Raw genomic sequence first — 21,989 nt, forward strand, 5'->3', positions numbered from 1 at the left:
TCGGGGACTTTCTGGAAAATTCCATGTCCTCATGGAGGCAGTCACTGAAGCCCTCAAACAGACACCTAGAGCGAGTTCGTTAGTAGAGAATCTCAACTCCCGACTGCGCAACTACTTTTTTCTACGCCGTACCCTGGGAAACTCTTATTTGGGACTGTTACAGTACTTTCTGAATCACCGCTGCTTCATGCGCAGTGAGGTTCCTGAGCGCGAGGGTAAAAGCCCCAAAGAACTGCTGACGGGAAAACCCCATCCTCATTGGCTGGAGCTATTGGGATTCAAGCGATTCCAAAGAGCATAGTCTGACCTGATAGGGAAGAAGTAGACCTCAAGCCATCAATCATTGATGGCTTATTTTGCCGTGGAAGTGTAACCCAAAATCCCCTGTTTTTAAACCATGCCTAAAGCTGCTAAAAGTGCCAGACATACGTGTAGTGCAATCCATGACCAGGAGCGAACTAACGGGAGATCCATCAGCAGCCATTGAAAGAGTCCCATTAACGCTCCAGCTCCCAGTAGTCCTGCTACTCCGGAGAGGGCGTCTGCGTCGATCGTAGTTTGCAATACCGTGCCATTGTTGAGGATGGGCGTATAAAACAGGTTACACAAGGTGAAAAAGATACCCATCCAACCTAGGGTTGACGCCAGAATCCACCATCGTGCCCGCAGAAGGAATCGTTTTAGGACGAACCACTGCGCTAGGCCCACGCTAAATCCAACTGTCAGTCCGCCTGCAAAGATTGCACCAAAGAACAAACAGCCGATGGCACTTTGCCCGTAACCACAGAACTTCACCCTGATGAGCAGATCCCCCAGTAACAAAAATCCGGCGGGTACGGTCAGGAGACAAAGGATTCCCCCACCGATTAATCCCAACATGGTGTGGGTCAGCCACTTACGAAATAAGTTTCGTCTCTGAGGAGGGCTAGGCATAAAGCAAAGGCGCATGAAGGGTGTTCTTAGCATGCCCTTCTAGAGGATGATGAATGCCAGTTGTACTGCTCCAAAGGCAAAAAGTGACTGGTGCTGAAATGAATCTAGCGAAAATCGACAACACATCGCGTGAACACCTGAAGCGCTTTTTCCCGTAGAGTGTTGTTGAGCATAGCTAGTGTGCAATCTTCCTCCTACGTCGTTAGAGGCCACTGATGTTTTGGGAATCTTGGGGAATAGACGGAGGTTGGTAAAAGCGGTTGCGATCGCAGAATCAAACCGATGCAAAGCCCATTGTGTTGGTTAGGCACCAGCGCGATTCAGGCGTCTTGCGGTCCTTACTGCTCAAAATGCTGGGTGAGCGGGCGATAAAAAATTGATGTCGCTAAATTTTCGGAGAAAATCAGTCCATGTCTAGATGCCTAGATATCGTTCTAGAAAACACTGGATTCTGTGCTTTACCTGCTGAGATGGATCTCAAAGGTGAAGAGCTGATGTTTGGGGGCAATCTGCCTGCTGCGAGTCTTTTGTTGGAAGATATTGCAGAAGACTTAAACATTACACCTCTCAGTGCCTTTATGCTTGAAGAAAACGATGGCGGAGAAGCATTAGAAACTAGTCCTGAATGGTATGACCCTAACCAAGGGCTGGACACCGTTCAAAAGCTTTTGAATTATCTACTGGCTTATCCAGAAGTAGATAAAAGTCCGGAGGGGGTCCATTGGATTTTATGGGATCTGAGGGCTCTAGAATTAATTCTGCGTGATGCTGTCCAGACCAACGATCGGTTTTACTTGAAAGAAGGGTAAGTGTTGTCCTCATCCGGTTTGAGGACTCTGGAAGTGGGATGCTCTCAATGGGCTATTTACTGTTTTTGCGAAGCCGAAGAACTAGCATCACCAAACTGAGTCCTGCGCCAATACTGATGCTGATCCATGCAACCTTGGGTAGATCTGATTTCGACGAAGATAAGGGTGTATCTATTGACTGGAAAGGCGGAGAGGGTTTTGGGCTACTGCCTTTAGCGACAGTGACGGGAAAACTAAACTGAAACGGTTGGAATGCATCGCCTGTTTGTGGCTGGCCTTGAATGCTCAATTGGTATGCCCCCGGTTTTGGGAACGTCACATCAGCGCCAGGAATATTTTGGTATTGCTCTGCGGAGACGGCGGTTAAAGGCGGTTGGGCAATTGTCTGTCCATTTTCCTCTGCAATCACCTGCAGATGGCAGTCGCATTGGGAGAGAGGGATGGTACTGCCCCCCTTTTGGGTAAGGACGAACCAGACTTGAGCAGGGTCTCCTGCCCTTGGATTGTGATCAGGTTCTAAATGAAAGGTGACGGCAACTGAGTCGGATGCTTTGACCGTATGGGCCTGGCTGGGGCCGCCCCATAATCCAACTGCTAAGAAGGCTAAACTACCGCAATGGAGAAGACGCACCATAAAATTTCTCCAGTGAGAACAAGGCCCATACCCAACGGCAGCGGATCAGTAAAACCAGGAGGATTGCCGTTGTGATCGCAACCGTCCTCCCCAAAGGCACCCCTGTCCATTCCAGCCCTCCTAAATAATGGGATCCAATCATCACCGTATGGCTGCCTGCTAACAGGAGAGCAGGGATACTTAATAGATGAAGTCGCCGCCAATGGGGGCCTAATCGTTGCACCATCCCATTGGTACTGGTTGTGGCTAACGGAATAAGCAAGATCAACGCCGCGATACCTGCCCAGAGACCTGCTTGATGGAGGGGCAGCATAAAGGGAATCGCTGTGAGAGACCACTGAAAGGAGTGGTCGAGCACCCGCAATACATGGATGAGTGAGAGGACAAAAGCCCCAACCCCTAACAGTCGTCGATAGTGCAGTGGTGCTGACCACACAGGCTGAATAGGACGGGCCAGTAGGGCCAACATCAATAACAGCAAGGCGGTATGGCTGCTGTAGTCCTGCATTTCCCCTGTTCTGAGGACGGTCAGCACACCAATGATCAGCATTAGCCAGCCCCCTAGCTGAAAGAGTTGGCTGCGTTGATCTTGGCTGAGAACGGCAGTGGAAAGCCCCACCCCTAATAAGGTTGGCATCGTTCCCAACCCGAAACACAGCATTGTGGCACTTCCGAATAACCAGTCCCCTGTGGCTGCGGCTTTAATTTGGGCTGCATACAGAAAGCCACAGGGAATGAGTCCCCAGACCATCCCTAGTAACGCAGGAGTCCACCAGTGGGGTTGATGGGCCAACCCTGCCATAGCTCGATTGAAACGCTCATGCAGCCCCAATTTCAGTAACGGGTGCGGCAGAGGCAGTTTAGGTAACCAGCCAGGGCGAATTTGCCGAATTCCCAGCCAGATCAACAAGCCCCCCATCAAAAAGGCAATGCTACGACGTAGAACACTATCGATGCCCGCCAGCTCTCCCCCCGCAACCAGGACAGAACTGAGGGCACCAATGGCTGCTCCGATCAGGCCATAACTTAGAATGCGTCCCAGATTGAGCAGAAAATGAAAGGTTAGTTGTTGTCGCCACGTTCTGGATTCACCGGAGGTCAGGGCAAAGCTGGCCGCTAAGGGTCCACACATACCGACGCAATGGCCAAAGCTGCCGACAAATCCCAGGACGGTGACGAGCAACAGGTCTAACATTTTAGGGTTGGGGCGCAACCTGAATCACTGCGGTGTCGCTAATCGGTTGGCCTCGATGCACGAGGGCTTCATGGCCGTTGCTGTTGAGGGTGACCTTGAGGGTGTTCGTGCCTGTGGGTAACTCAGAAAGGTAGTACCAATTGCCGTAAAGACGAGTTACTTTTTTGTTATTGATATACAGGTGAGCATGGCCTTCGGAGGCTTTACTTGGGGTATTGACTCGGGTGGGGGCAAAGTTAAAGTTAGTGACTTTTAATTCTAGATTCCAGCCTTGGACCTGATCAGGATGAGCGACTAACTCAACCGTGGGTGGGGCTTGATTGGCGGAAATTTCGAGTTGTTTATGGTGATTGTGGTGATGATGTTTGGTTTTCTGATCGACGGATGAGACGGTTTGGGGCTGAGTATGGTGGGATTGCACAATGCGGGGTGCTACTAATGCTCCAACCCCGATATAAACCGCTAGTAAAGCCCATTTTCGAACAGAAGTCATAACCATATACCCCAGTGGAGTGAGATGCGATCGCAAGTCAAAAACAACTTCAAATTTGACTGGCAAACCATTTGCCACACCTATCCTGGGTGAAGCGTTCTGAAAAAGTCAAACGACAGTCTGTCGTATATGGAGATGGATGAATCTCTAACGGAATGGACGCCCTTAACCTTCCCAAATTTGCAGTTGCCTGGATGCGGCAACGAAGCAATTCAAAGCTTTGGGGGGATAGAGAAAGTGGTCATAGGCAACAGCCATCTGCCGAGCGGCTTCGGCATAAGGAACTCGGCCAATTCCTGTTCCTAAACCGGGACAGGCAACACTCCGTATCGGATTTGGGGACTGCTGATTATGCTGTCGGACCGCTAACAACATGGCCCACATAGCGCTGTAAGGAATATCTGTGCCTTTGATAATCATGGGCACCCGCATGGTTGGGGTGTGGGCTAGGTAGGGATGTTGGGGATGTCCAGTCTCGACGATCATGGAGGTGCCAATGGGCTGTTCTCCCAAATATGTCTCCAGGATTTGGGATTTGACTTTCCATTCCAGATCCACGCCGAAAAATTTCGTGATCGCGGCGTCCATACCGCCATCCATCATGCCGAAGGAATTGGCAGGACTCACCAAACAGTCAAACTCAGTTAACCACTCGAAATAATTATGAACGACTTCAACGTTGGGTAAATGATCGAAGGATTCGCGAAACGCCTCGTATAGTTCAGCGGCAGGCGCTACAAGGATTAATTTTGTCAACTACAAACTCCATAGGGCTTGAGTCTAGCAAGCCTAGGAAACAGCGTCAATTTGCCAGTTGATATCTGTCCACGGTACTTATCACAGCATCTCCGCTCACGCTAATCCTTATGCGGTTCACGGTGGGTTCAGCACAAGGATTAGCAGAGTGGAGAAGAAAGTCGATCAAGCCTAATTATTCACCTACAGGCTGCCAGAGAGTGGCCTGATGAGGGATAACATCGTCATGAACCGCGTTAGCGTTGGTGGTGTTTTCCTGAAGAGAGGTGCGAGTTAAGGTATAGCCAACGACAAAGGCAGAAAAGCCCACTGCCAAGATTGAGAAGGCAGCTAGCGAGGCACCAAGAATACGATCAGATGTTGGTGATTGGGTATGCGAATACATCTCTATAGAGCCCAAGATTGAATGTTTCAATCCTGATTTTCTCAGCTTATTCCGTATAAATCGATACCCTTCATAAAAGTTTTAGTCTTTGGGAACTTGACTAATCTTAAAAGGCTGGAAGAACTGATCCGTTAACGACATCGGTAGGCCAGCGCTATGGGAAACAAAACCATGGCCAATACCAGCGATCAATCCAATGAAAGCAGCGAAAATTAGAGGTGATTTGCTATTCATGCTTAATGAAAAGAGGTGAAAAAACTAAGCAGAAAATTCTATGGATTGAACCATCACCACCACTCATTCTTGGGCTATAGAAATGCATGGGGGACCTGCTCGACCGCATGGCTAGCTGCACGCTAGTCTGTTTAGTTAACTAAAATTAGCAATTCTTTGCAGAGGGATTCTGTAACCGTTCTTACGGTTTTAGGTTACCGACTTCTAAGCTATGCAAAAAATGCAACTATGCGATTCAAAAACTGCACGTTTTTTTGAATTTCCTACAGTTTGTCAATAGAGTTCAGTCAAACAAAAAAGCCTGCTTGGAGAGCCACCCAAATATCAGCACATTTTGAGGGACGTATTGCTCCAACTCAGTAGGTTCATCCAAGAGTGGTTTGCATAGGAACCTTCGCACAGACTTCAACTGTATTCTGGCATGTTCGGAATAAACCCGTGGCTGTGATCGCAAGCGCTACATACTATAGCGTATGCACATTTAAGTGACCGTTACAGCAATCATCGCTTTTAGATACGACAGTTCCGGTGCCATTAACACCCCTGAGTATTCGCCATGGGGGAGAGATTGGGGCAGTTGAATCGAAATCCCAATGGAATCCACTGCATCCGGGGCCAAACTGAGGGTCTTGGGTGTGATGGAGATGGCCTCCTCAGGAATCCGATCCCCTTGGCCATTGTACAAATCTGTACAGAAGAATTTGGCTTGAATAGTTTCTGTACTGTCATTATGAGCTTTAAACGAGATCTGGACCGTCTCCCCTGCATGGCTCGGATAAGCGGGTTGGAGTAACGGCACAGTGGCATCCTTGGATGGTGTATTCCCTGTTCCCCCTTCCATCAGATCAGATTTGAGGGCAATCAGGTTAGCCAACTCATTCACAAATTCGTGCATTTCCCCCGCTAAGCTTTGAACAGAATAGCTAGAGGGGGCAGAAGGCGCGGGCGTGCCTAGGTTAAAAGGAGAGGCCACAGTTTGAGCAGAAGGTAGGGGCGTTAACCGATCGCTGTCCAGAATAGCGGCAGCTTGCTGCACTAGGGCATCAGGACTGGGAATGACCTCAGTGTCGCCGGGCTGGATACCCTTGGCAAGGGTTTCTGCTAGCGCATCGGGAGCTGTAGGTAAGTCCGCAGATGGGGTGTCCCTGGACGAAAGCGTTTCAACTTGATCCACAAGGTCAGCGACCGATTCTGGCAGGCCCTGTTCGAGGAGCTGAAGGGGTTTGCGTCGATAGTGTTTCATCTTGACTGTCCTCTACTTCTGATTCAGACACCAACGTCTGTTCTTGTACTACTGGCTGCGACTAATCATATAGTGAATCAATTTGGGGATAAACGATTTTGCCTCCGAGTCGGGGGTATCACCATAGGCAATCGAGAATTCGTCTAGGGCCGCTTGGGCAAACTGGTTCGCAACTGCGATCGCATAGTCAATACTGCCGTAATCCTGCATCTGTTGAATCACCCAACTCACTTCATCTGCAGAGCGTTCGGTCCGGGGCTTACCCATAAACCCTTGGAGCACCTCTAACTCCGAGGGAGTACTGTGCTTGAACAGATGGACCAGCATCAACGTCCGCTTCCCTTCCCAAATATCACCGCCAATTTCTTTGCCATACCGTTGGGCATCCCCCACCAGATTGAGCACATCATCCTGAATCTGAAAAGCGGCCCCCATAAAATATCCAAACTTATTAAAGCGGTCTAAGTCCAGGGTGTCCTGGGCCGCAATCAACCCCCCAATACGGCAGGGATGCATAAAGCTATACCAACAGGTTTTATGCAAAATCAGTTGCAGATAATCTGCTTCACTGACATCACAGCGATTATCCCGTACCCAACCCAATTCAAGGGCTTGCCCTTCTAGGGATTTCAACATCAAATGCTCAAACTCTTCATAGATGCGTTGGGTGAGGGAATGGCCGAGCAGCGGGATGTTCTCCCGCACGAGTCTTAGACTGAGGGCATTCATGGCATCGCCCACGTTGACAGCAATGGGCACCCCATGTTCGGCCTGCATCGTTGGCCTGCGGTGGCGGCATTCGCTGTTATCTTCCACGTCATCATGGACTAGGAAGGCATTGTGAATCATTTCTAGAGCAACAGCTGATTTGAGGGCCTGTTCTTCCGTTCCCCCAAAAGTCTGGCAGGTCGCTATGCACAGGGCTGGCCGCAACCCTTTCCCCATATGGGAGAGATGTTGCTTTAAAGGCTGATATAGATATTGTTGGGGTTCTCCAGTGGGAACAACGGCTAATAAGGCAGCCAAAGTGACATCCCGGTAATGACCGAGATGAGCCTGCAAAGTCTCTAAATCCTTAGATGCAAGGGCAGCCAGGGGCACAAGACACCTCTAGAGCATGGGGTAGGCGGTCGTTCATGGCGATGGAATAATATGGACCTTTCCGGTACGAGTTGAGGTTTGGGTTGCAGCAGGTGGGGATGGCTGAGATAGAGTTTGGAGCGCAGATAAATCGGGGATCATCTCCGGCATCGTTTGGGACTCTGCCATTTGGACCACGATGTCCAACACCGACTTTTGCACCACCTCCATCAGCTCTTGCCGCAATTCGATATTGTCAAAACCTTGCGTGCCAATGGTGTATAGGGGGTTCCCAAATTTCTCTAAGGGCTGATCAATGGTGACCCCCAGCAACTGTTCCAGAATACGGCCTCCTTGGTGGGCCAGCTTCAGGGCAGATAAGCCCCATCGCACTAAACTGTCATCCCAGGGTAATCCTTGGTGAAACCGAATGCGATCGATCACCCGCCAGGGCTCAAAAATTTCTTGTTCATGCAGTTTCCAGAGCTTACACTGGGGGACATCTGCTTGAGCCGCGGCAATAATGCCATTGACGGCCCGGCGAGCGGCTTCATTCGCCCCTTCCATCGTCGCTAAATCCGTATAGGTGCGAACGTAATCAGAGGCCAGAAATAGATTGGGAATCGCCGTTACCGCTTCCGGGCGTTTAGCCCAAGTATTAATTAAATTGACGAGCAACGGCTCTTCATTGGTGTCGCCTTCGCCTTCCACAAGGTAAATCGCGGGGTCCAAAAACCAATGGTCTAAATATTCATCTTTGAGAATGTCTTGACCGTGGATATTGATGCTTTTTTTAAGCTGTGCCCACACCTCATTTTTGACTTCTTCCCGCGTACATTCCTTGGCAGTTTTGCCATTAAGCGCTTTTTCATCCCACTCGGAAATATCAACGGAGATGATGCCTTTAATCCGACCATCGGCATATTGGCTAAAATCGACGCCAGGCCAAAACTGCCGTTGGGAAATAGAGGTGAGTGCCCAGGGCGAATCTACATAAATCGCATGTCCATGGGATAAGGGCACATCTTCCGTTAAGTACAACTGGATGCCATTCATCCAAGACACTCCGCCTTCACTCAACTTTTGGAGAATGCCTAAGCCTGGATCGGCTGCTTTGATACTCTCGGTAATTAACTCCGCCATCCGTTCCACAGGGACTGCAGCGATATAGTAGTCTCCCTGAACTGTAAAGGTGTGTCCGTTGTGCTCAATGGTGGCCCCTTGAATCTGACCATTCGTGCAGTGAATTTCTAAGACCTTGGCTTCCAGATGGTATTGCACCCCTTGCTGAGTTAAATAGGCGATCCAAGGATTGATCCAGGCATCATTAGTGGGGGCATTGAGCACGCGATCGCTACTGGGTCCCGGCTCTACCAAATCAAATAAAAGCTGGACAAAAATATCGCCGATGGTTTTGGTACTAGCGAGGTGGGCTTTGGCGGCGACCAAGGAGCGAGTGATGCCATGGCCAAAGATTTTCTGATAGGCCGGGGAACGCTGATCGGCTCCTACAAACTCCCACCAGTCTTCTTTTTCATACTCGGCAAGGCGTCGTTCTTCACAGGAGGTGACAATTTGCCAGACTTTTGTGGCGAAAAAGGCAATCTCTTCGGGAGAGACACCAAAGTCAGGTCCAAATATCGTCGGAAATTCATTGAGAATTTCTTGGACATCTGCGAAGGTGCGGGGGGAACGAGAGGGAAAAACAATGGGGCGCTGACCGTAGCGGGCCATTTCGACTCGTGTCGTATCCACCAGATTATCGGCAACGGTCTTGTCTTTGCCATAGGGAATCCGCGCCATGGTATCGACAATATGCTTATAAAAGCGGGGAAAAAACCGAAAGCCATGCTCACCTGGCAGCGGTTTACGGGGACCATTCGGCCCCATACTGCCCGTATTGGGCACAGGAATACTGCGAGCCTTGCCACCGGGGATCTTTTTGGCTTCGTATACCTCTACGGCAAATCCCCGTTCAATCAACTCATGGGCGGCACTCAGGCCTGCAACGCCTCCACCGAGAATCACAACCTTCTTTTGCATGATGTTTCCTATCTGCTGTGAGGGGGTGCTGGATCATTTGAATTTATGTGTTAGGAGAGGGTAAAGGCAGTTACTGCCCCTTCTTCCTTAATTCTCAACACAAATTTTTCATAAACTCGGAACCGATAACGAGCCTCATTACTGACATTCAAAAATTGTACGGTGGGGGATGTTGCGACCACTAAATCAATTGGATCACCCGCTAGAGAGACAACCACAACCTGCTCATCATCTAGAGTACTGGAACGTAAAAGCTGAGTCCCTAACATCGGTTCAATCCGATCTTTGGGTAAGACGAAAGCATCACCAGAAGGAGTGTTAGCTGCAATAAAAGCGCTATGACCCAGAATGCATGCAAAAGGCCCTAAATGTCCGCTTGACTCCAATGTGGCAATAGCTCTGGCGATATCTGCGACAAGATTGCGCTGATTAGGGTTAAGAATGGGTGGATGATTCCTCCCTGCTCCGTCCAGACCATGAGTGGTATCGCCACCCGTTACCTTGCATTGAGTGGGTACTTTAGCAGTCTCAAGGTCTGCCGTTTCGGGATCCTCCCGAGGCAAACCATTAAAGACAATGGCATCTTCTGCCCGAGCTAATATATTGGCAGCTCGACGAAAAGCAGACATTGCTCCAGTTAAATGTTCTTCAGCCAATTGTCGTTGTTTTAATTCAACATGGACGGCTAAAGTCCAGAGTTTCAGTGTATTTACATCGTCAACAGTAATTGAGTTAGATTCCTCTGACAGTTGTTGACTGCGGACTACTGTTGCGCTTCGTTCCAATGGGCCACAACAAGCCAGAAACGATCCCGCAACACTAACCTTATTTACCTCATCAGCAACAATCTGTTGAATCTGATCCCACTGCTCCGAAGACCAGTCAATTTGTGAGTTCATAGAGTCTGAATATCCTAAATATTGGAAGATAAGCTAACTGCTTGTGGCAGTAGTCATAAATAAAAAAACTCAATGCAGAAAATCAGATCGTAAAAACAAAAGGGATTGCCAAAAGTTTACAACAAACTAGAGGGCATACAAATCATAAATGACTAGCAAATTTGACATTTGCACTTCCCCAATCCCAATGCATTGGAGCCGATTCAACCACTGATACTTTGGATGCTCTGTTAAGAAACGTGGTGCTATTCTCAGCGGAGGAGCATTAGGCCATTGTCGCCTCAGAAAATTTTGATACCCCTGTTGTCCTAGTTCAAAAACCCCTGAGTATCTTGTTTGAATAAGAGCGCCTTCAGCAGTGGTAAGTGTGACATCAGCATCCAAAATACCAATTCCATCCGGGCGAATCGTCATATGATCAGACCCGTATGGGCTAAAAATGGCATTCAATTTTGGACCACTCACCTGACCTATTTTGACGAACCAGTTTATCTTTAGTCCTTCTGGCGTTTGCCCAATGATTTCAGGAGTCTTCAGTAATTGCACTTGCACGGTAGCAAGATAATTTAACTGGAATGGGAATCGATGCAACAGTATAGACTCATCAGCTGGGGACGTTGATGCCAGTTGGGGAGAAGACAATGATGATGAATCATTGATCGTAAAGGAGGAAGGAAATTTCTGAGTGCTGAGAACATTTGGGACTTGCCGCCCTGCACAAGATAGGGTCACCAAATACTTAACTTTTTGGGGCTCCAATAAAGGCGGGAAATGAACTGAGAAATATTGCGTTGAAGCAGCATAGTCAGAGTGCTGAAGTACACCAGAAATCGATTGCACAAGCCTATTCTTATCTGAACGATAATAGACTGTCACCTTATTTGCTGGATGCAGTGGATAAACACCAATTGTAATGGAGATATCTTGCCGAGCTGCTACAAAGCTCTCAGGTGCAGGAGCATCTTCTGTTCCATACCAGAGCTTTAACCCATCATGGCTAACTTCCACTGAAATCCATCATCCCTCTAAAAAAGCAGAACTTTCTAATTCATCTAGAAAAAGGCGTACTTGCCTAAGATCAGGGGTGCCCAGGCCTTCTGTAAACTGATTATAAATTTCGGAGGTACATTCCCGAGCTGCATTTGTGCTCCCTTGGGAACACCAAAAACGACTTAAGCTAAGAGCCGCTCTAAGCTCCAACATGATTGCATTCTGTTGATGGGCAAGGGATGTTGCTTCTTTAAAGCAGTCTTCCACAATGCATACATCAGCAGCTTGAAGAATTCGTTGAGTTTGACTAAATTGGTGCCACAAAAATTCAGCTTTCAAGCGATATAACTCAGGCTCCATATGATGCTCGTTACGGGTTTTCGCCTCTTGAATTCCCACTTCTAAAGTGTGAAAGGCTTCTTCAAAACGTTCAGACAACCAGTAAACTTCCGCCATCATACCCATAACTTGTGGGAAAATAACGGAGGTTCCAGTTTGCTTAAATAAGTCTAAACCTTCGACCATTTCCTGAAGGCCATCTTGAGTTCTTCCTTGCAACGCAATTGACCATCCATGAAAGAGCATCGCCACAGGAATCCATAATAGAAAGCCTTCTGCCTGGGAAATATCCAGCAATTCTTCCGCTTTGTCTTCCACCAAAGGCAAGTTACGAGTCAGTTGATATTGATGTAAGCTAGCGCCCAATGCATAAGCTCTATTGGGAAGGTGATGCAGGTTTTGGGCAAGTTCCATTGCAGCTTCCACATGTTTGGGTAATTGTTCTGGATAGCCCAACATCCAGAGACTGCCAGCAAGAAACATTTGTATACATACCGCTGAAGAGAGCTGGGTTTCGTAGACTAAATGTTGTTCGGATTCAAACTCAAACTGGGTTAATCCCCTAGTAGCGACCTCTCTAGCATCGACATATTCACCTCGATAGAACTGGGTATAACCCACTGCATGGCAGGCCATCTCATACATAATGGGTTGATCAACTAGCTGAGCGCTCTTCAATACCTCTTCTGCAGCCTCAATCGCTTCATCCATTTGACCTCGAAGAAAGTAATTGGTCCATAGCCCCCATAAAGCTTTGGATAGACTGTGTTGGTTCTCAGTTTTTAGACTGAGTGCTTTTGCTCGAATACAGGTTTGTTCAACTTCTATGGATGCCCAGCCTTTAATTGCCATAAAAGCGGGAGCAAGACCAAGCTGCATTTGCAATTCCAGCCGATCTCGTTCGGTCCCTTCCGAAAGCCCGTTGAGTAACTCGATCCCTTGTTTCAAATGTGCTATCGCTTCCGAATTAGCCGCTTGTTCTAAGTCCCTTTGGCCTGCCTGTAACCAATACCGAATCGCAGTGTGTAACAGTCCCGCTTCAGTGAAATGATACGCTAACAACTCGGGTCGGATAGATTCTTGCTCATCCCCTCGTCGTTCAAGGGTATGAGCAATCCGCTGATGATAAGATTGCCGACGTATTTTTACCAAAGATTGATAAGCAGCATCCTGAATCAGCGCATGCTTGAATTGATACGTGGCAAACGGCGGAGAACCCTCTTGGTAGAGTAATCCAGCTTCAACCAATTGATTGAGGCCATTGCGCAGAGTGGCCTGATTCCACTGCGAAACCTCTTCCAATAACTCGTAGTCAAATTCGCGACCCAATGTAGAGCCCAATTGGGCCACTTCTTTCACAACCGACAAGCGATCTAGACGCTCAATCAAAGAATCATGCAGAGTTGTGGGAATAGTAAGTGATACATATTCATCCCTAGAACGTTGTTCAGCAGGATTTTCATCTGCCTCTAAAACGGTTTTAGTCAACTCTTCAACAAATAAAGGAATACCGTCTGTTTTCTGAACGATTTGCTGAATCAGCGGCTGGGGCAACCATTTTTCTTGTACCGTCTGCTCCACCATCATTTGAATTTCCTGCCCCCCTAAGCTGTTGAGCTGCAGATGATGTAAATGAGTCTGCTCATGCCAAGGCGATTTAAACTCAGGGCGGCAGGTCAACAGCATCAGGAGACGATGATCGTGAATCTGCTCTAGAAAATAAGTGATGGCATCGAGGGTTGATGCATCCATCCAATGCAGGTCTTCGATTACTAGCAAAACTGGCTGAATGTTTGCGATCGCTAAACAGACCGCAGTCATTACCTCAATTGTTTTCTGTTTTTGCCGCTCAGGGGTCAGATTTAAGGGCGGATATTGATCGGTCGCTGGAATGGCTAGCAAACTGGCAAATAAGGGGACATAATCTGTGGGTGGCAAAGAACATTGCTCAAGAAACTGTTCCATTTTGGCCAGCTTTTCATCAGCAGTATCGTCCTGAGAAAAGCCAAAGGTATGTTGTTTGAGAAACTCAGTGATGGGGTAAAACGCACTGTTTTGGTAGTAAGGTGAGCCTTGGATTTCTGTAATCCAAACTTCTTGAGTGGTAGCAATCTTTTTCTTAATTTCCCATACCAATCTTGATTTGCCCATACCTGCTTCCCCCTGCAGCAAAACAGCATGGGTGTGGCCAGCCATCACGGCTTGCCAACGCTTCAACAGCAGCTCGGTTTCGGTACTGCGGTTCACAAATGGGGTCAAACCTGACTTTTCAGCCACCGCAAACCGACTTTTTGCTTTGCTTTCCCGCAGAACTTGAAAAATAGTAATGGGATCTGTAATCCCTTTCAGTTTTTGTGGCTCTAACTGCTGACACTCAAAAAAACCATCTACCAGGCGATGCGTGGCAGAACTGATAATCAGCGAATTGGGCTGAGCAAGAGACTGCAAACGGGCAGCAATATTCGGCGTGGCTCCCACAATCGCCATCGGGTCAGGTGCTTCTTTCACGCCCATCTCACCAATGACCACCAATCCGGTGTGAATCCCAATCCGCACCGACAGACGCTCCCCCCATTTCTTCATCATTTGAGGATTAAGACGCTGAAGGGCTTCTAGTATTCGTAGGCCGCTACTGACCGCTCTTCTAGCATCATCTTCATGGGCCTGGGGGTAGCCGAAGTAGATGAGTACCCCATCCCCTAAGTACCGAGCAATATATCCTTCGGCATTCGCAATGGCCTTAGCACAGAGTTCCTGATAGGCCAGAAACACATCGCGTAAATCTTCCGGGTCCAGCCTTTCAGCAAGGGGAGCAGACTCTACCAGATCGCAAAACATAACCGTGAGTTGACGCCGTTCTGTTTCCCGTCCCCAACTCTCATCCGATTGGGCATTGATATTGGTCTTGAGATGCTGAAAGTTTTTATGTTGCCAGTCCGTTTTCAGGGGGCCTGCTGCTTGTAACACCAACATTTTTTGATCCCGGTCAGTGGCAAGTTGCAAGACATCGATCAGTTCATACTTAATATCGTCTAGAAATGGGTCATCGATATTAAATTGCCGCTTGATTGCCCGATAGGAAACTTGACCGCGACGGTACAGGATACTAATCGTTTGATCTAAAACTTCTTCAAAGTCCATTTGAGTTTAGGCACTCTTCTAAAAAAGGAGGAAATTCGATTTCTAGTATTTCTCTAAAATCATATTTAGAAATAAAGAATGTTGATTCAAATAATGAAACAAGGAATTAGAAATAAGTTTTAAAAGCCATGAAGATCCAGTTTATGAATAGAGAAGACAAAACCCCTAGAAATATTAATATGAACCTTTAGAGACAGTTCCCATCAAAAAAAAACTCAACTTCTTGGATAAAAAGGGTCTTTCTTTAGTCAGTTTCTTGGGCTCCACAAGGTGGAGAAGCAGTGAACTCGCCCTTTATATTTTAATATTTGTGACTGCAGAGGATAACCCAACCAATATAACTATTTGTAACGGTTGACGCACGGCTATCTCGAAGATAAATGGGTCTGGGTAAGCGTTCCATCATGCTTGGTTAGCTCAGAATAATAGCGTTCAGTCCAGTCTTAGCTCCAATGACGCTTGCACAATATTCACTCGAGCATCGGAATAGCTACATGGGGAATTTTTCTCTTTGGGGGCATGGATGACTTTTGCGGCCCAATCCAGGTTATTTCAACAACCGGGTTCAAGCGGGGGGGCAGAACGCGAATGGGTATCCTTGGCGTCGCTGTGTTTGCTCCGTTAGGATTCGGTCATGATTCCACCATAAATTTGAGCCATTATTTGTGATCAGCTCGGTGAGATGTAAAGTTTGACCTAGTAAGGTGGATATTGAGATTGAATCCATTCGCTCAGTCGATTTGTAAGGAAGATACACGGTAGATATGGCCAGGAACGGGATTGGTATCAATACAGCCCAAGATCGCTCAGAACGGATTGTTGGCCAAATTCATGTGTATGACGGAGCTGGGAAGGGCAAATCGCAAGCCGCTTTGGGCGTGGTTTTACGTTCTATTGGTTTGGGGATTGCGTCTGCGTTTCCTTCTCGCGTGTTGTTATTGCGGTTTTTAAAGGGGCCGGGACGTCCTTATGCAGAGGATGCGGCGATTGAAGCCCTACAGCGTGCTTTTCCCCATTTAATTGATCAGGTGCGAACGGGAAGAGCTGAGTTTTTTGGGGCCGATGACATCACCAAGTTTGACCGCCAAGAAGCGCAACGAGGATGGGATATTGCTAAAGGTGCGATCGCATCCGGTCTCTACTCCGTCGTTGTCCTGGATGAACTCAATCCAGTCTTGGATTTGGGGCTATTGGATATTAATGACGTGGTTCAAAGCCTCCGCAAAAAACCGGACCATTTAGAGGTGATCTCCACGGGCCGTGGTACTCCCCAAGAACTGCTCAATATTGTCGATCTCCATTCCGAGATGAAACCCCACTCTCATGAAGGGACCCGCCAAGGCATTGAAGGCATCGAAATTTATACGGGCTCCGGTAAAGGCAAATCCACCAGCGCTCTGGGTAAAGCGCTTCAGGCTATTGGTCGGGGCATTAGCCAGGATCAATCTCATCGGGTCTTGATTATGCAGTGGCTCAAGGGAGGGTTAGGGTACACCGAAGATGCTGCAATTTCCGCGATGCAGCAAAGTTATCCTAATCTAGTGGATCATCAGCGTTGTGGGCGGGATGCCATTGTATGGCGGGGTCAACAGCAGGAGATTGATTATGTTGAAGCAGAGCGGGGTTGGGAGATTGCCCGAGCTGCGATCGCATCGGGTCTCTACAAAACCATCATTCTCGATGAACTCAATCCCACCGTGGATCTAGAACTGCTGCCCGAAGAACCGATTACCCAGGCCTTTTTACGGAAGCCTCGCGATACCGAAATTATCATCACCGGGCGCTGCCAAAATCCCCCCGCCTATTTTGAACTCGCTAGCACTCATTCAGAGATGGTTTGTCATAAGCACTACGCGGAAAAAGGAGTTGATCTGAAACGCGGTGTAGACTTTTAACGAATCTGTTTCAGTTTGCTCACAGACGCCCAGACCCCACGTTTGACCTTTATGATGGGGGCAGATTCTCATTCCTAGAGTGAAGAATTGACCGTCGCAACCCAAACAGTGATCCCAGCCGTTTGTCCATGAGTCTGCCGTTATCCGCAATGAACTTAGAGAAGCACAACCAACGGATGCAGTTGTTAGCGGATGTTACCTACAAAATTAGGCAATCGCTGGATCTCCACGAAATTCTGCAAACTACCGTGACTGAAGTCCGACAACTGTTAGATGCGGACCGGGTGGTTATGTTTCAAATTCATCCCGATGGAGCGGGAACTGTTGTCCAAGAAGCGGTATTACCAGGCTGGTCGAAATCCATCAATCAAAATATCGTAGATACCTGTTTTGGCACCCGCTTTATTGATTCCTATCAGAATGGTCGCGTATCCGCCATCAGCGATGTAGAGAAAGCATGTATTACCCCTTGCCATGCGGATTTACTGCGGCAGTTTGAAGTTAAGGCCAATCTTGTGATCCCGATCATCAGCCAGGGACAGCTTTGGGGTTTGCTGATCGCCCACCAGTGTTCAGCCCCTCGGGAATGGCAGGCCTTTGAAGTAGATTTGCTCAAGCAGCTTGCCGATCAAGCGGGAATTGCCCTAGCCCAGGCCAAACTCTTGGCCGATCTGGACCAAGCTCATCAACAGCTCAGATTTCATGTGGAGAACTCTCCCCTAGCGGTGATCGAATGGGATCATGCTTGCCGAATTCAGCGCTGGTCAGCCCAGGCTGAACGAATTTTTGGTTGGTCTGCAGCGGAGGTCATCGGTCGTGGCCCCGATCATTGGTTTATTCATACCGATGACCTCCATCTCTTTCGAGAGCATGTGTTGAATCTGACCGGACATCCCTTTCCCAATGAGGCCAATCCAGACATCGAACAACTAACTCGCAACTACACGAAAGCAGGCGATCTGATTGATTGCGAGTGGTACAGCTCCGCCCTGTTTGATGAGGAGAGCAACTTAGTATCTATCCTCTCCATGGCCCAAGACGTTAGCGCTCGCCAGCAGGCTGAAGCCGCTTTGCAACAGCTCAACCGAGAGTTAGAGATGCGGGTTGAACAACGCACAGCAGCCTTACAGGAGAGTGAGCAGCGATTTCGTTCTTTGTTCGAGGCTGCCCCAGATTTTATTTATGTTTTAAACACCAAAGGGGTGATCCAGCATGTCAACCCCGTGGTGATTGAACGTTCGGGCTATCGAAAATCCGAACTCGAAGGTCATCCGTTCATCCATCTGTTTGCCCCCAAATCTCAGGTTCTCTGCCAGCAACACTTTGCCGATCTATTGGCCCAGGGAAGCCATCGCCAAGAGCTGGAGTTTGTGGGCAAAAACGGCAAAATTTTGACGGTGGATTGTTCCTTCAAAGTCGTTAAAGATCGACTTGGACAAACGTCTATTTTGGTTGTGCAACGCGACATTAGCGATCGCAAAGCCTTAGAACGCATCAAAGACGAATTTATTTCCGTGGTCAGCCACGAATTACGAACGCCGCTAACTTCCATCCACGGATCAATCAAGCTATTGGCTACCGGTCAATTGGGGAATTTATCGGATGATGGCCAGCAAATGCTCGATATTGCCGATCAAAATACCGATCGTCTCGTTCGTCTCGTCAGTGATGTCTTAGACCTGCAGCGGATCGAATCGGGACAGGCCAAGATTTGCAAGCAACTATGCGATGCTGCAGATCTGATGACCCATGCCACAGACGCAATGCGCAGTATGGCTTACCATCACAATGTCACCTTAAAAAGTACACCACTCTTAACCATGGTGTGGGCTAACCCGGACTATATGGTGCAAACCCTAACCAATTTGCTGAGCAATGCCATCAAGTTTTCCCAGCCCGGCGGAACGGTAGAGTTAGCGGCTGAACTTCGGATTGAGGAACGCCGTGTCAAAGATAACCTCTCTCAGCCAAACCGTCCCGACACCCGTTTGCCCTTTAGCATTAAACACACTGAATTGTGGTTTCAGGTGATTGACCAAGGTCAAGGCATTCCAGCTGATAAACTGGAATGCGTTTTCGAACGCTTTCAGCAAGTAGATGCTTCAGACGCGCGGGAAAAAGGGGGCACCGGTCTGGGCTTAGCCATCTGCCGCAAAATTGTGGAGCAACATGGTGGCAAAATCTGGGCTGAGAGTGTTTTGGGGCAAGGGAGCTGTTTTTTTGTGGCCTTGCCGATGTCTTGTTGGTTAGTGGAAAAAGCTGAGGTCAGTGAATCGGTGGTCCCCCCTACTTTGTCCTAATCTATGGCAGAAAAACGCATCCTGATTATTGATGACGAACAAGCCATTCAAGCGGTCGCCAGTCTAAGTTTGAAAATGGAAGCTGACTGGCAGGTCATTACCGCAAATTCAGGGGCTGAAGGGATTACCATGGCTGGTCAAGAACAACCCGATGCTATTTTGCTGGATGTGATGATGCCGATGTTAGACGGGATCGAAACCTTCAAACAGTTGCAACAAGGTCCATTAACCCGTAATATCCCGGTTATTTTACTGACCGCTAAAGCCCAAGCAGCGGAACAGCTGCAATTTCAGCGTTTGGGGGTTGCAGGAGTGATTACAAAGCCGTTTAATTCACTCACCCTAGCTAGCCAAATTGCCCAGGTCTTGGGGTGGTCTATCTAGTCCTCGCCTCTTCTTGGGCTAACTCGTGGAATGAGACTGATAAGCTAGGCGCTCCTGGGCTAAATCCCGGATCAAAGGCAATCGCGCGCTGATATAAGCATGCAAGTCCCTCGTATCAATCCTCTTTAGAAACTCTTCTCGGCGGAGTTGCCGAGATAACCAGATCACCAACGCATCATTGTCTAGGGTCAATAAAATATTGGTTTGTGTCTCTTCAATTAGCGACCAAAACTTACGGATTGCTTCAGGAGACATGAATCCGGCCTTTAAGATTTTCTTTATATTCATCAGGTTACACGAGAAATTTTGAGGTGTAAGGGATCTGTCGGAAGATGACATAAAAGTTACACATTACTCATGAAACCAATTGACTTTCATGTGCAACCTTAGCGAAATATAAATATTGGTCAAATAGATAAATTTCTGCATGCTTTACAGCGCATAGGTTTACCTGGTTTCCGCCTTGATGCTTATCGTTAATCCATTAACGTTCAACCCCGATTATGAGAGCTATTCAATTCCACAGTCCTGGTAGTCCAGACGTTTTACGAGTGAGCCAAATCTCGCAGCCTCGACTGCAAACGGATCGTGATCTGCTGATTGAGCTCAAAGCTGCAGGGGTCAATCCCATTGATACGAAGTTACGACAGCGGGGAACCTTCTACCCCGATAACATGCCTGCTGTTCTGGGATGTGATGGGGCTGGGATTGTCACTGCGGTCGGTCAACAAGTCCAACAGTTTCGCACCGGAGATGAAGTCTATTTTTGCCAGGGGGGTTTAGGGGATAGTCCCGGCACCTATGCCGAGTATGCAGTGGTGGATGAACGATTCGTGGCCCATAAGCCCACCTCCCTCAGCTTTGTGGAAGCGGCTGCCGCTCCGTTGGTTTTGATCACTGCCTGGGAAGCATTGTTTGATCGAGGACAACTCCAGGCCGGAAATCAAGTGTTGATCCATGCCGGGGCTGGCGGAGTTGGACATGTGGCTGTGCAATTGGCCAGGCTCAAGGGCGCTCGGGTGGCGACGACGGTTAGCTCTGTCGAGAAAGCGGCTTTTGTGGAGCAGCTAGGAGCTGACCTCACCATTCTCTATGCCCAAACGGACGTAGAGGCGGCTTTGACGAATTGGACCAATGGTCAAGGCGTTGATCTAGTCTTTGATACCGTTGGCGGCCCTGTTCTATCCCAGAGTTTTGCTGCTACTCGTATCTATGGAACTGTGGTGACGTTATTGGCACCGGCCTCGGAAACAGATTGGGGCGTTGCCCGCAAACGCAACTTAAGGGTTTGCTACGAATTAATGTTGACGCCTGCGCTTGAAGAATTGATCGACGCTCAGCAGCATCAAGCCCAGATCCTTAAACAATGTGCGCGATGGTTTGATCAGGGCCAGTTACAGATTGAAGTTCATACAACCTTCCCTTTGGATGCGGCTGCAGATGCCCATTATTTGCTCGGACGGGGGTCCATGCAGGGCAAAGTTGTGTTGCAAATTTAGTCGATTAAAGCACTGACTTGATGGCTTCCTGGGCTTCATTTCGGAGTTTTTTCGAAATGCGGAACAGTTCTCGACCTGTGGTGAGGTATTGATCGTCATAGCAATAGGTAAATCGTTCCAGATCCTCGATGCCATCTTCAATATGATTGAGGCAGTAATATAAGTGGGCTGCAACGCTGGCAATATTACCGGGATTTGGAAAGGATTGGAAGACTGCTTGAGCAGATTCAAGCCGGGTTCGACAATCGGCAAGATAATCCTGAAAATCTGCCATTAAATCATCGTCATAGGGATCGGCAGATAAACTTTGGATTTCATCAGCTAGGGAGTTAAGAATATTAGCCAGGTGTCGATTGACGGGAGTGTACACCTGCTTTAGCCATTGCTGGAGATGGATTTCAGTTGTACGAACAGTTTGGGTTGGCTTTCTGTAGGCATGACTGCGAGTAACTCCAGCCTGTGCATTCTCAGCATTAGCAGTATGGCGATGTTGATCATAGGCCAACCGTCGATGGGGATCTTTTAAGACTTCGTAAGCTTCATTTACCTGAGCAATGCGCTCATGATTCGCCATTTGATGATGGCTATCGGGATGAAATAACTTGGCCAAACGTCGATAGGCAGATTTGATCTCAGCTGGCGTTGCAGCTGGATCAACTTCTAGGGTTTGGTAGTGGTTATGGCCAGACATGAGGTCATTGTACTGAAGCTCAACCAGGTTGAGAATGGCAACAACG

The 21,989-nt window shown here is 48.2% G+C and carries 19 protein-coding genes and 1 pseudogene; 6 read left to right on the forward strand and 14 right to left on the reverse strand.

Annotated features, from left to right (window positions below):
- A pseudogene (locus Q0991_RS11185) lies at positions 1 to 301 on the forward strand (hypothetical protein); the annotation flags it as partial.
- Positions 302 to 390: 89 nt separating this feature from the next.
- Here the strand turns inward: Q0991_RS11185 and Q0991_RS11190 are convergent.
- Positions 391 to 948 (reverse strand): hypothetical protein, encoded by a 558-nt coding sequence (locus Q0991_RS11190; protein ID WP_299488426.1) that lies wholly within the window; start codon positions 946 to 948, stop codon positions 391 to 393.
- A gap of 395 nt (positions 949 to 1,343) precedes the next feature.
- On the opposite strand from Q0991_RS11190, the gene Q0991_RS11195 reads away from it, so the two are divergent.
- Positions 1,344 to 1,742, forward strand: coding sequence for a hypothetical protein (locus Q0991_RS11195; protein WP_299488429.1), 399 nt, complete (start codon positions 1,344 to 1,346; stop codon positions 1,740 to 1,742).
- 52 nt (positions 1,743 to 1,794) lie between these two features.
- Here Q0991_RS11195 and Q0991_RS11200 read toward each other — a convergent pair whose 3' ends face one another.
- From Q0991_RS11200 to Q0991_RS11250, 11 genes are all read right to left on the reverse strand, one after another.
- Positions 1,795 to 2,376 (reverse strand): hypothetical protein, encoded by a 582-nt coding sequence (locus tag Q0991_RS11200; RefSeq protein ID WP_299488432.1) that lies wholly within the window; start codon positions 2,374 to 2,376, stop codon positions 1,795 to 1,797.
- Positions 2,351 to 3,571, reverse strand: a complete 1,221-nt coding sequence (locus Q0991_RS11205) for a sulfite exporter TauE/SafE family protein (protein WP_299488435.1) — start codon at positions 3,569 to 3,571, stop codon at positions 2,351 to 2,353. Before Q0991_RS11205 ends, Q0991_RS11200 begins: the two co-directional genes overlap by 26 nt.
- Before the next feature lies 1 nt (position 3,572).
- Positions 3,573 to 4,064, reverse strand: a complete 492-nt coding sequence (locus Q0991_RS11210) for a hypothetical protein (RefSeq protein ID WP_299488438.1) — start codon at positions 4,062 to 4,064, stop codon at positions 3,573 to 3,575.
- A 165-nt stretch (positions 4,065 to 4,229) separates the two neighbouring features.
- On the reverse strand, positions 4,230 to 4,820 hold the full coding sequence (locus tag Q0991_RS11215; protein WP_299488441.1) for a macro domain-containing protein: 591 nt from the start codon (positions 4,818 to 4,820) through the stop codon (positions 4,230 to 4,232).
- Positions 4,821 to 4,995: 175 nt separating this feature from the next.
- Positions 4,996 to 5,205 (reverse strand): hypothetical protein, encoded by a 210-nt coding sequence (locus Q0991_RS11220; RefSeq protein WP_299488444.1) that lies wholly within the window; start codon positions 5,203 to 5,205, stop codon positions 4,996 to 4,998.
- A gap of 715 nt (positions 5,206 to 5,920) precedes the next feature.
- The gene (locus Q0991_RS11225; RefSeq protein ID WP_299488447.1) at positions 5,921 to 6,682 is read right to left on the reverse strand and encodes a hypothetical protein; all 762 of its coding nucleotides are present in this window, start codon (positions 6,680 to 6,682) and stop codon (positions 5,921 to 5,923) included.
- Positions 6,683 to 6,730: 48 nt separating this feature from the next.
- Entirely contained in the window at positions 6,731 to 7,783 is a 1,053-nt protein-coding gene (locus Q0991_RS11230; RefSeq protein ID WP_299488450.1) for a polyprenyl synthetase family protein, read from the reverse strand.
- Positions 7,784 to 7,816: 33 nt separating this feature from the next.
- Positions 7,817 to 9,805 carry an FAD-dependent oxidoreductase gene (locus Q0991_RS11235; RefSeq protein WP_299488452.1) on the reverse strand — a complete coding sequence of 663 codons (1,989 nt, stop codon included), beginning with the start codon at positions 9,803 to 9,805 and terminating at the stop codon, positions 7,817 to 7,819.
- A 50-nt stretch (positions 9,806 to 9,855) separates the two neighbouring features.
- Positions 9,856 to 10,704 carry an encapsulin gene (locus tag Q0991_RS11240; protein WP_299488454.1) on the reverse strand — a complete coding sequence of 283 codons (849 nt, stop codon included), beginning with the start codon at positions 10,702 to 10,704 and terminating at the stop codon, positions 9,856 to 9,858.
- A gap of 126 nt (positions 10,705 to 10,830) precedes the next feature.
- A complete protein-coding gene (locus Q0991_RS11245; RefSeq protein ID WP_299488456.1) occupies positions 10,831 to 11,712 on the reverse strand; it encodes a DUF3237 domain-containing protein in 882 nt (293 codons plus the stop codon).
- A 9-nt stretch (positions 11,713 to 11,721) separates the two neighbouring features.
- Positions 11,722 to 15,174 carry an adenylate/guanylate cyclase domain-containing protein gene (locus Q0991_RS11250; RefSeq protein WP_299488458.1) on the reverse strand — a complete coding sequence of 1,151 codons (3,453 nt, stop codon included), beginning with the start codon at positions 15,172 to 15,174 and terminating at the stop codon, positions 11,722 to 11,724.
- 764 nt (positions 15,175 to 15,938) lie between these two features.
- On the opposite strand from Q0991_RS11250, the gene Q0991_RS11255 reads away from it, so the two are divergent.
- The 3 genes from Q0991_RS11255 to Q0991_RS11265 all read left to right on the forward strand — a co-directional run bounded on the left by Q0991_RS11255 (position 15,939) and on the right by Q0991_RS11265 (position 19,753).
- Positions 15,939 to 17,069: a cob(I)yrinic acid a,c-diamide adenosyltransferase gene (locus Q0991_RS11255; RefSeq protein ID WP_299488460.1), complete on the forward strand. Its 1,131-nt coding sequence runs from the start codon at positions 15,939 to 15,941 to the stop codon at positions 17,067 to 17,069.
- Between the two features lie 149 nt (positions 17,070 to 17,218).
- Entirely contained in the window at positions 17,219 to 19,369 is a 2,151-nt protein-coding gene (locus tag Q0991_RS11260; protein WP_299488463.1) for a PAS domain S-box protein, read from the forward strand.
- 3 nt (positions 19,370 to 19,372) lie between these two features.
- Positions 19,373 to 19,753 (forward strand): response regulator, encoded by a 381-nt coding sequence (locus Q0991_RS11265; protein ID WP_299488465.1) that lies wholly within the window; start codon positions 19,373 to 19,375, stop codon positions 19,751 to 19,753.
- Between the two features lie 18 nt (positions 19,754 to 19,771).
- Here Q0991_RS11265 and Q0991_RS11270 read toward each other — a convergent pair whose 3' ends face one another.
- Positions 19,772 to 20,008, reverse strand: coding sequence for a hypothetical protein (locus tag Q0991_RS11270; protein WP_299488467.1), 237 nt, complete (start codon positions 20,006 to 20,008; stop codon positions 19,772 to 19,774).
- Positions 20,009 to 20,256: 248 nt separating this feature from the next.
- Here Q0991_RS11270 and Q0991_RS11275 point away from each other — a divergent pair, with 248 nt between their 5' ends.
- Positions 20,257 to 21,252 (forward strand): zinc-dependent alcohol dehydrogenase family protein, encoded by a 996-nt coding sequence (locus Q0991_RS11275; protein ID WP_299488469.1) that lies wholly within the window; start codon positions 20,257 to 20,259, stop codon positions 21,250 to 21,252.
- Positions 21,253 to 21,256: 4 nt separating this feature from the next.
- Here Q0991_RS11275 and Q0991_RS11280 read toward each other — a convergent pair whose 3' ends face one another.
- On the reverse strand, positions 21,257 to 21,943 hold the full coding sequence (locus Q0991_RS11280) for a J domain-containing protein (RefSeq protein ID WP_299488471.1): 687 nt from the start codon (positions 21,941 to 21,943) through the stop codon (positions 21,257 to 21,259).
- Between the last annotated feature and the right edge of the window lie 46 nt (positions 21,944 to 21,989).

Source organism: Acaryochloris sp. IP29b_bin.137 (genome assembly GCF_028285745.1).
GTDB lineage: Bacteria > Cyanobacteriota > Cyanobacteriia > Thermosynechococcales > Thermosynechococcaceae > Acaryochloris.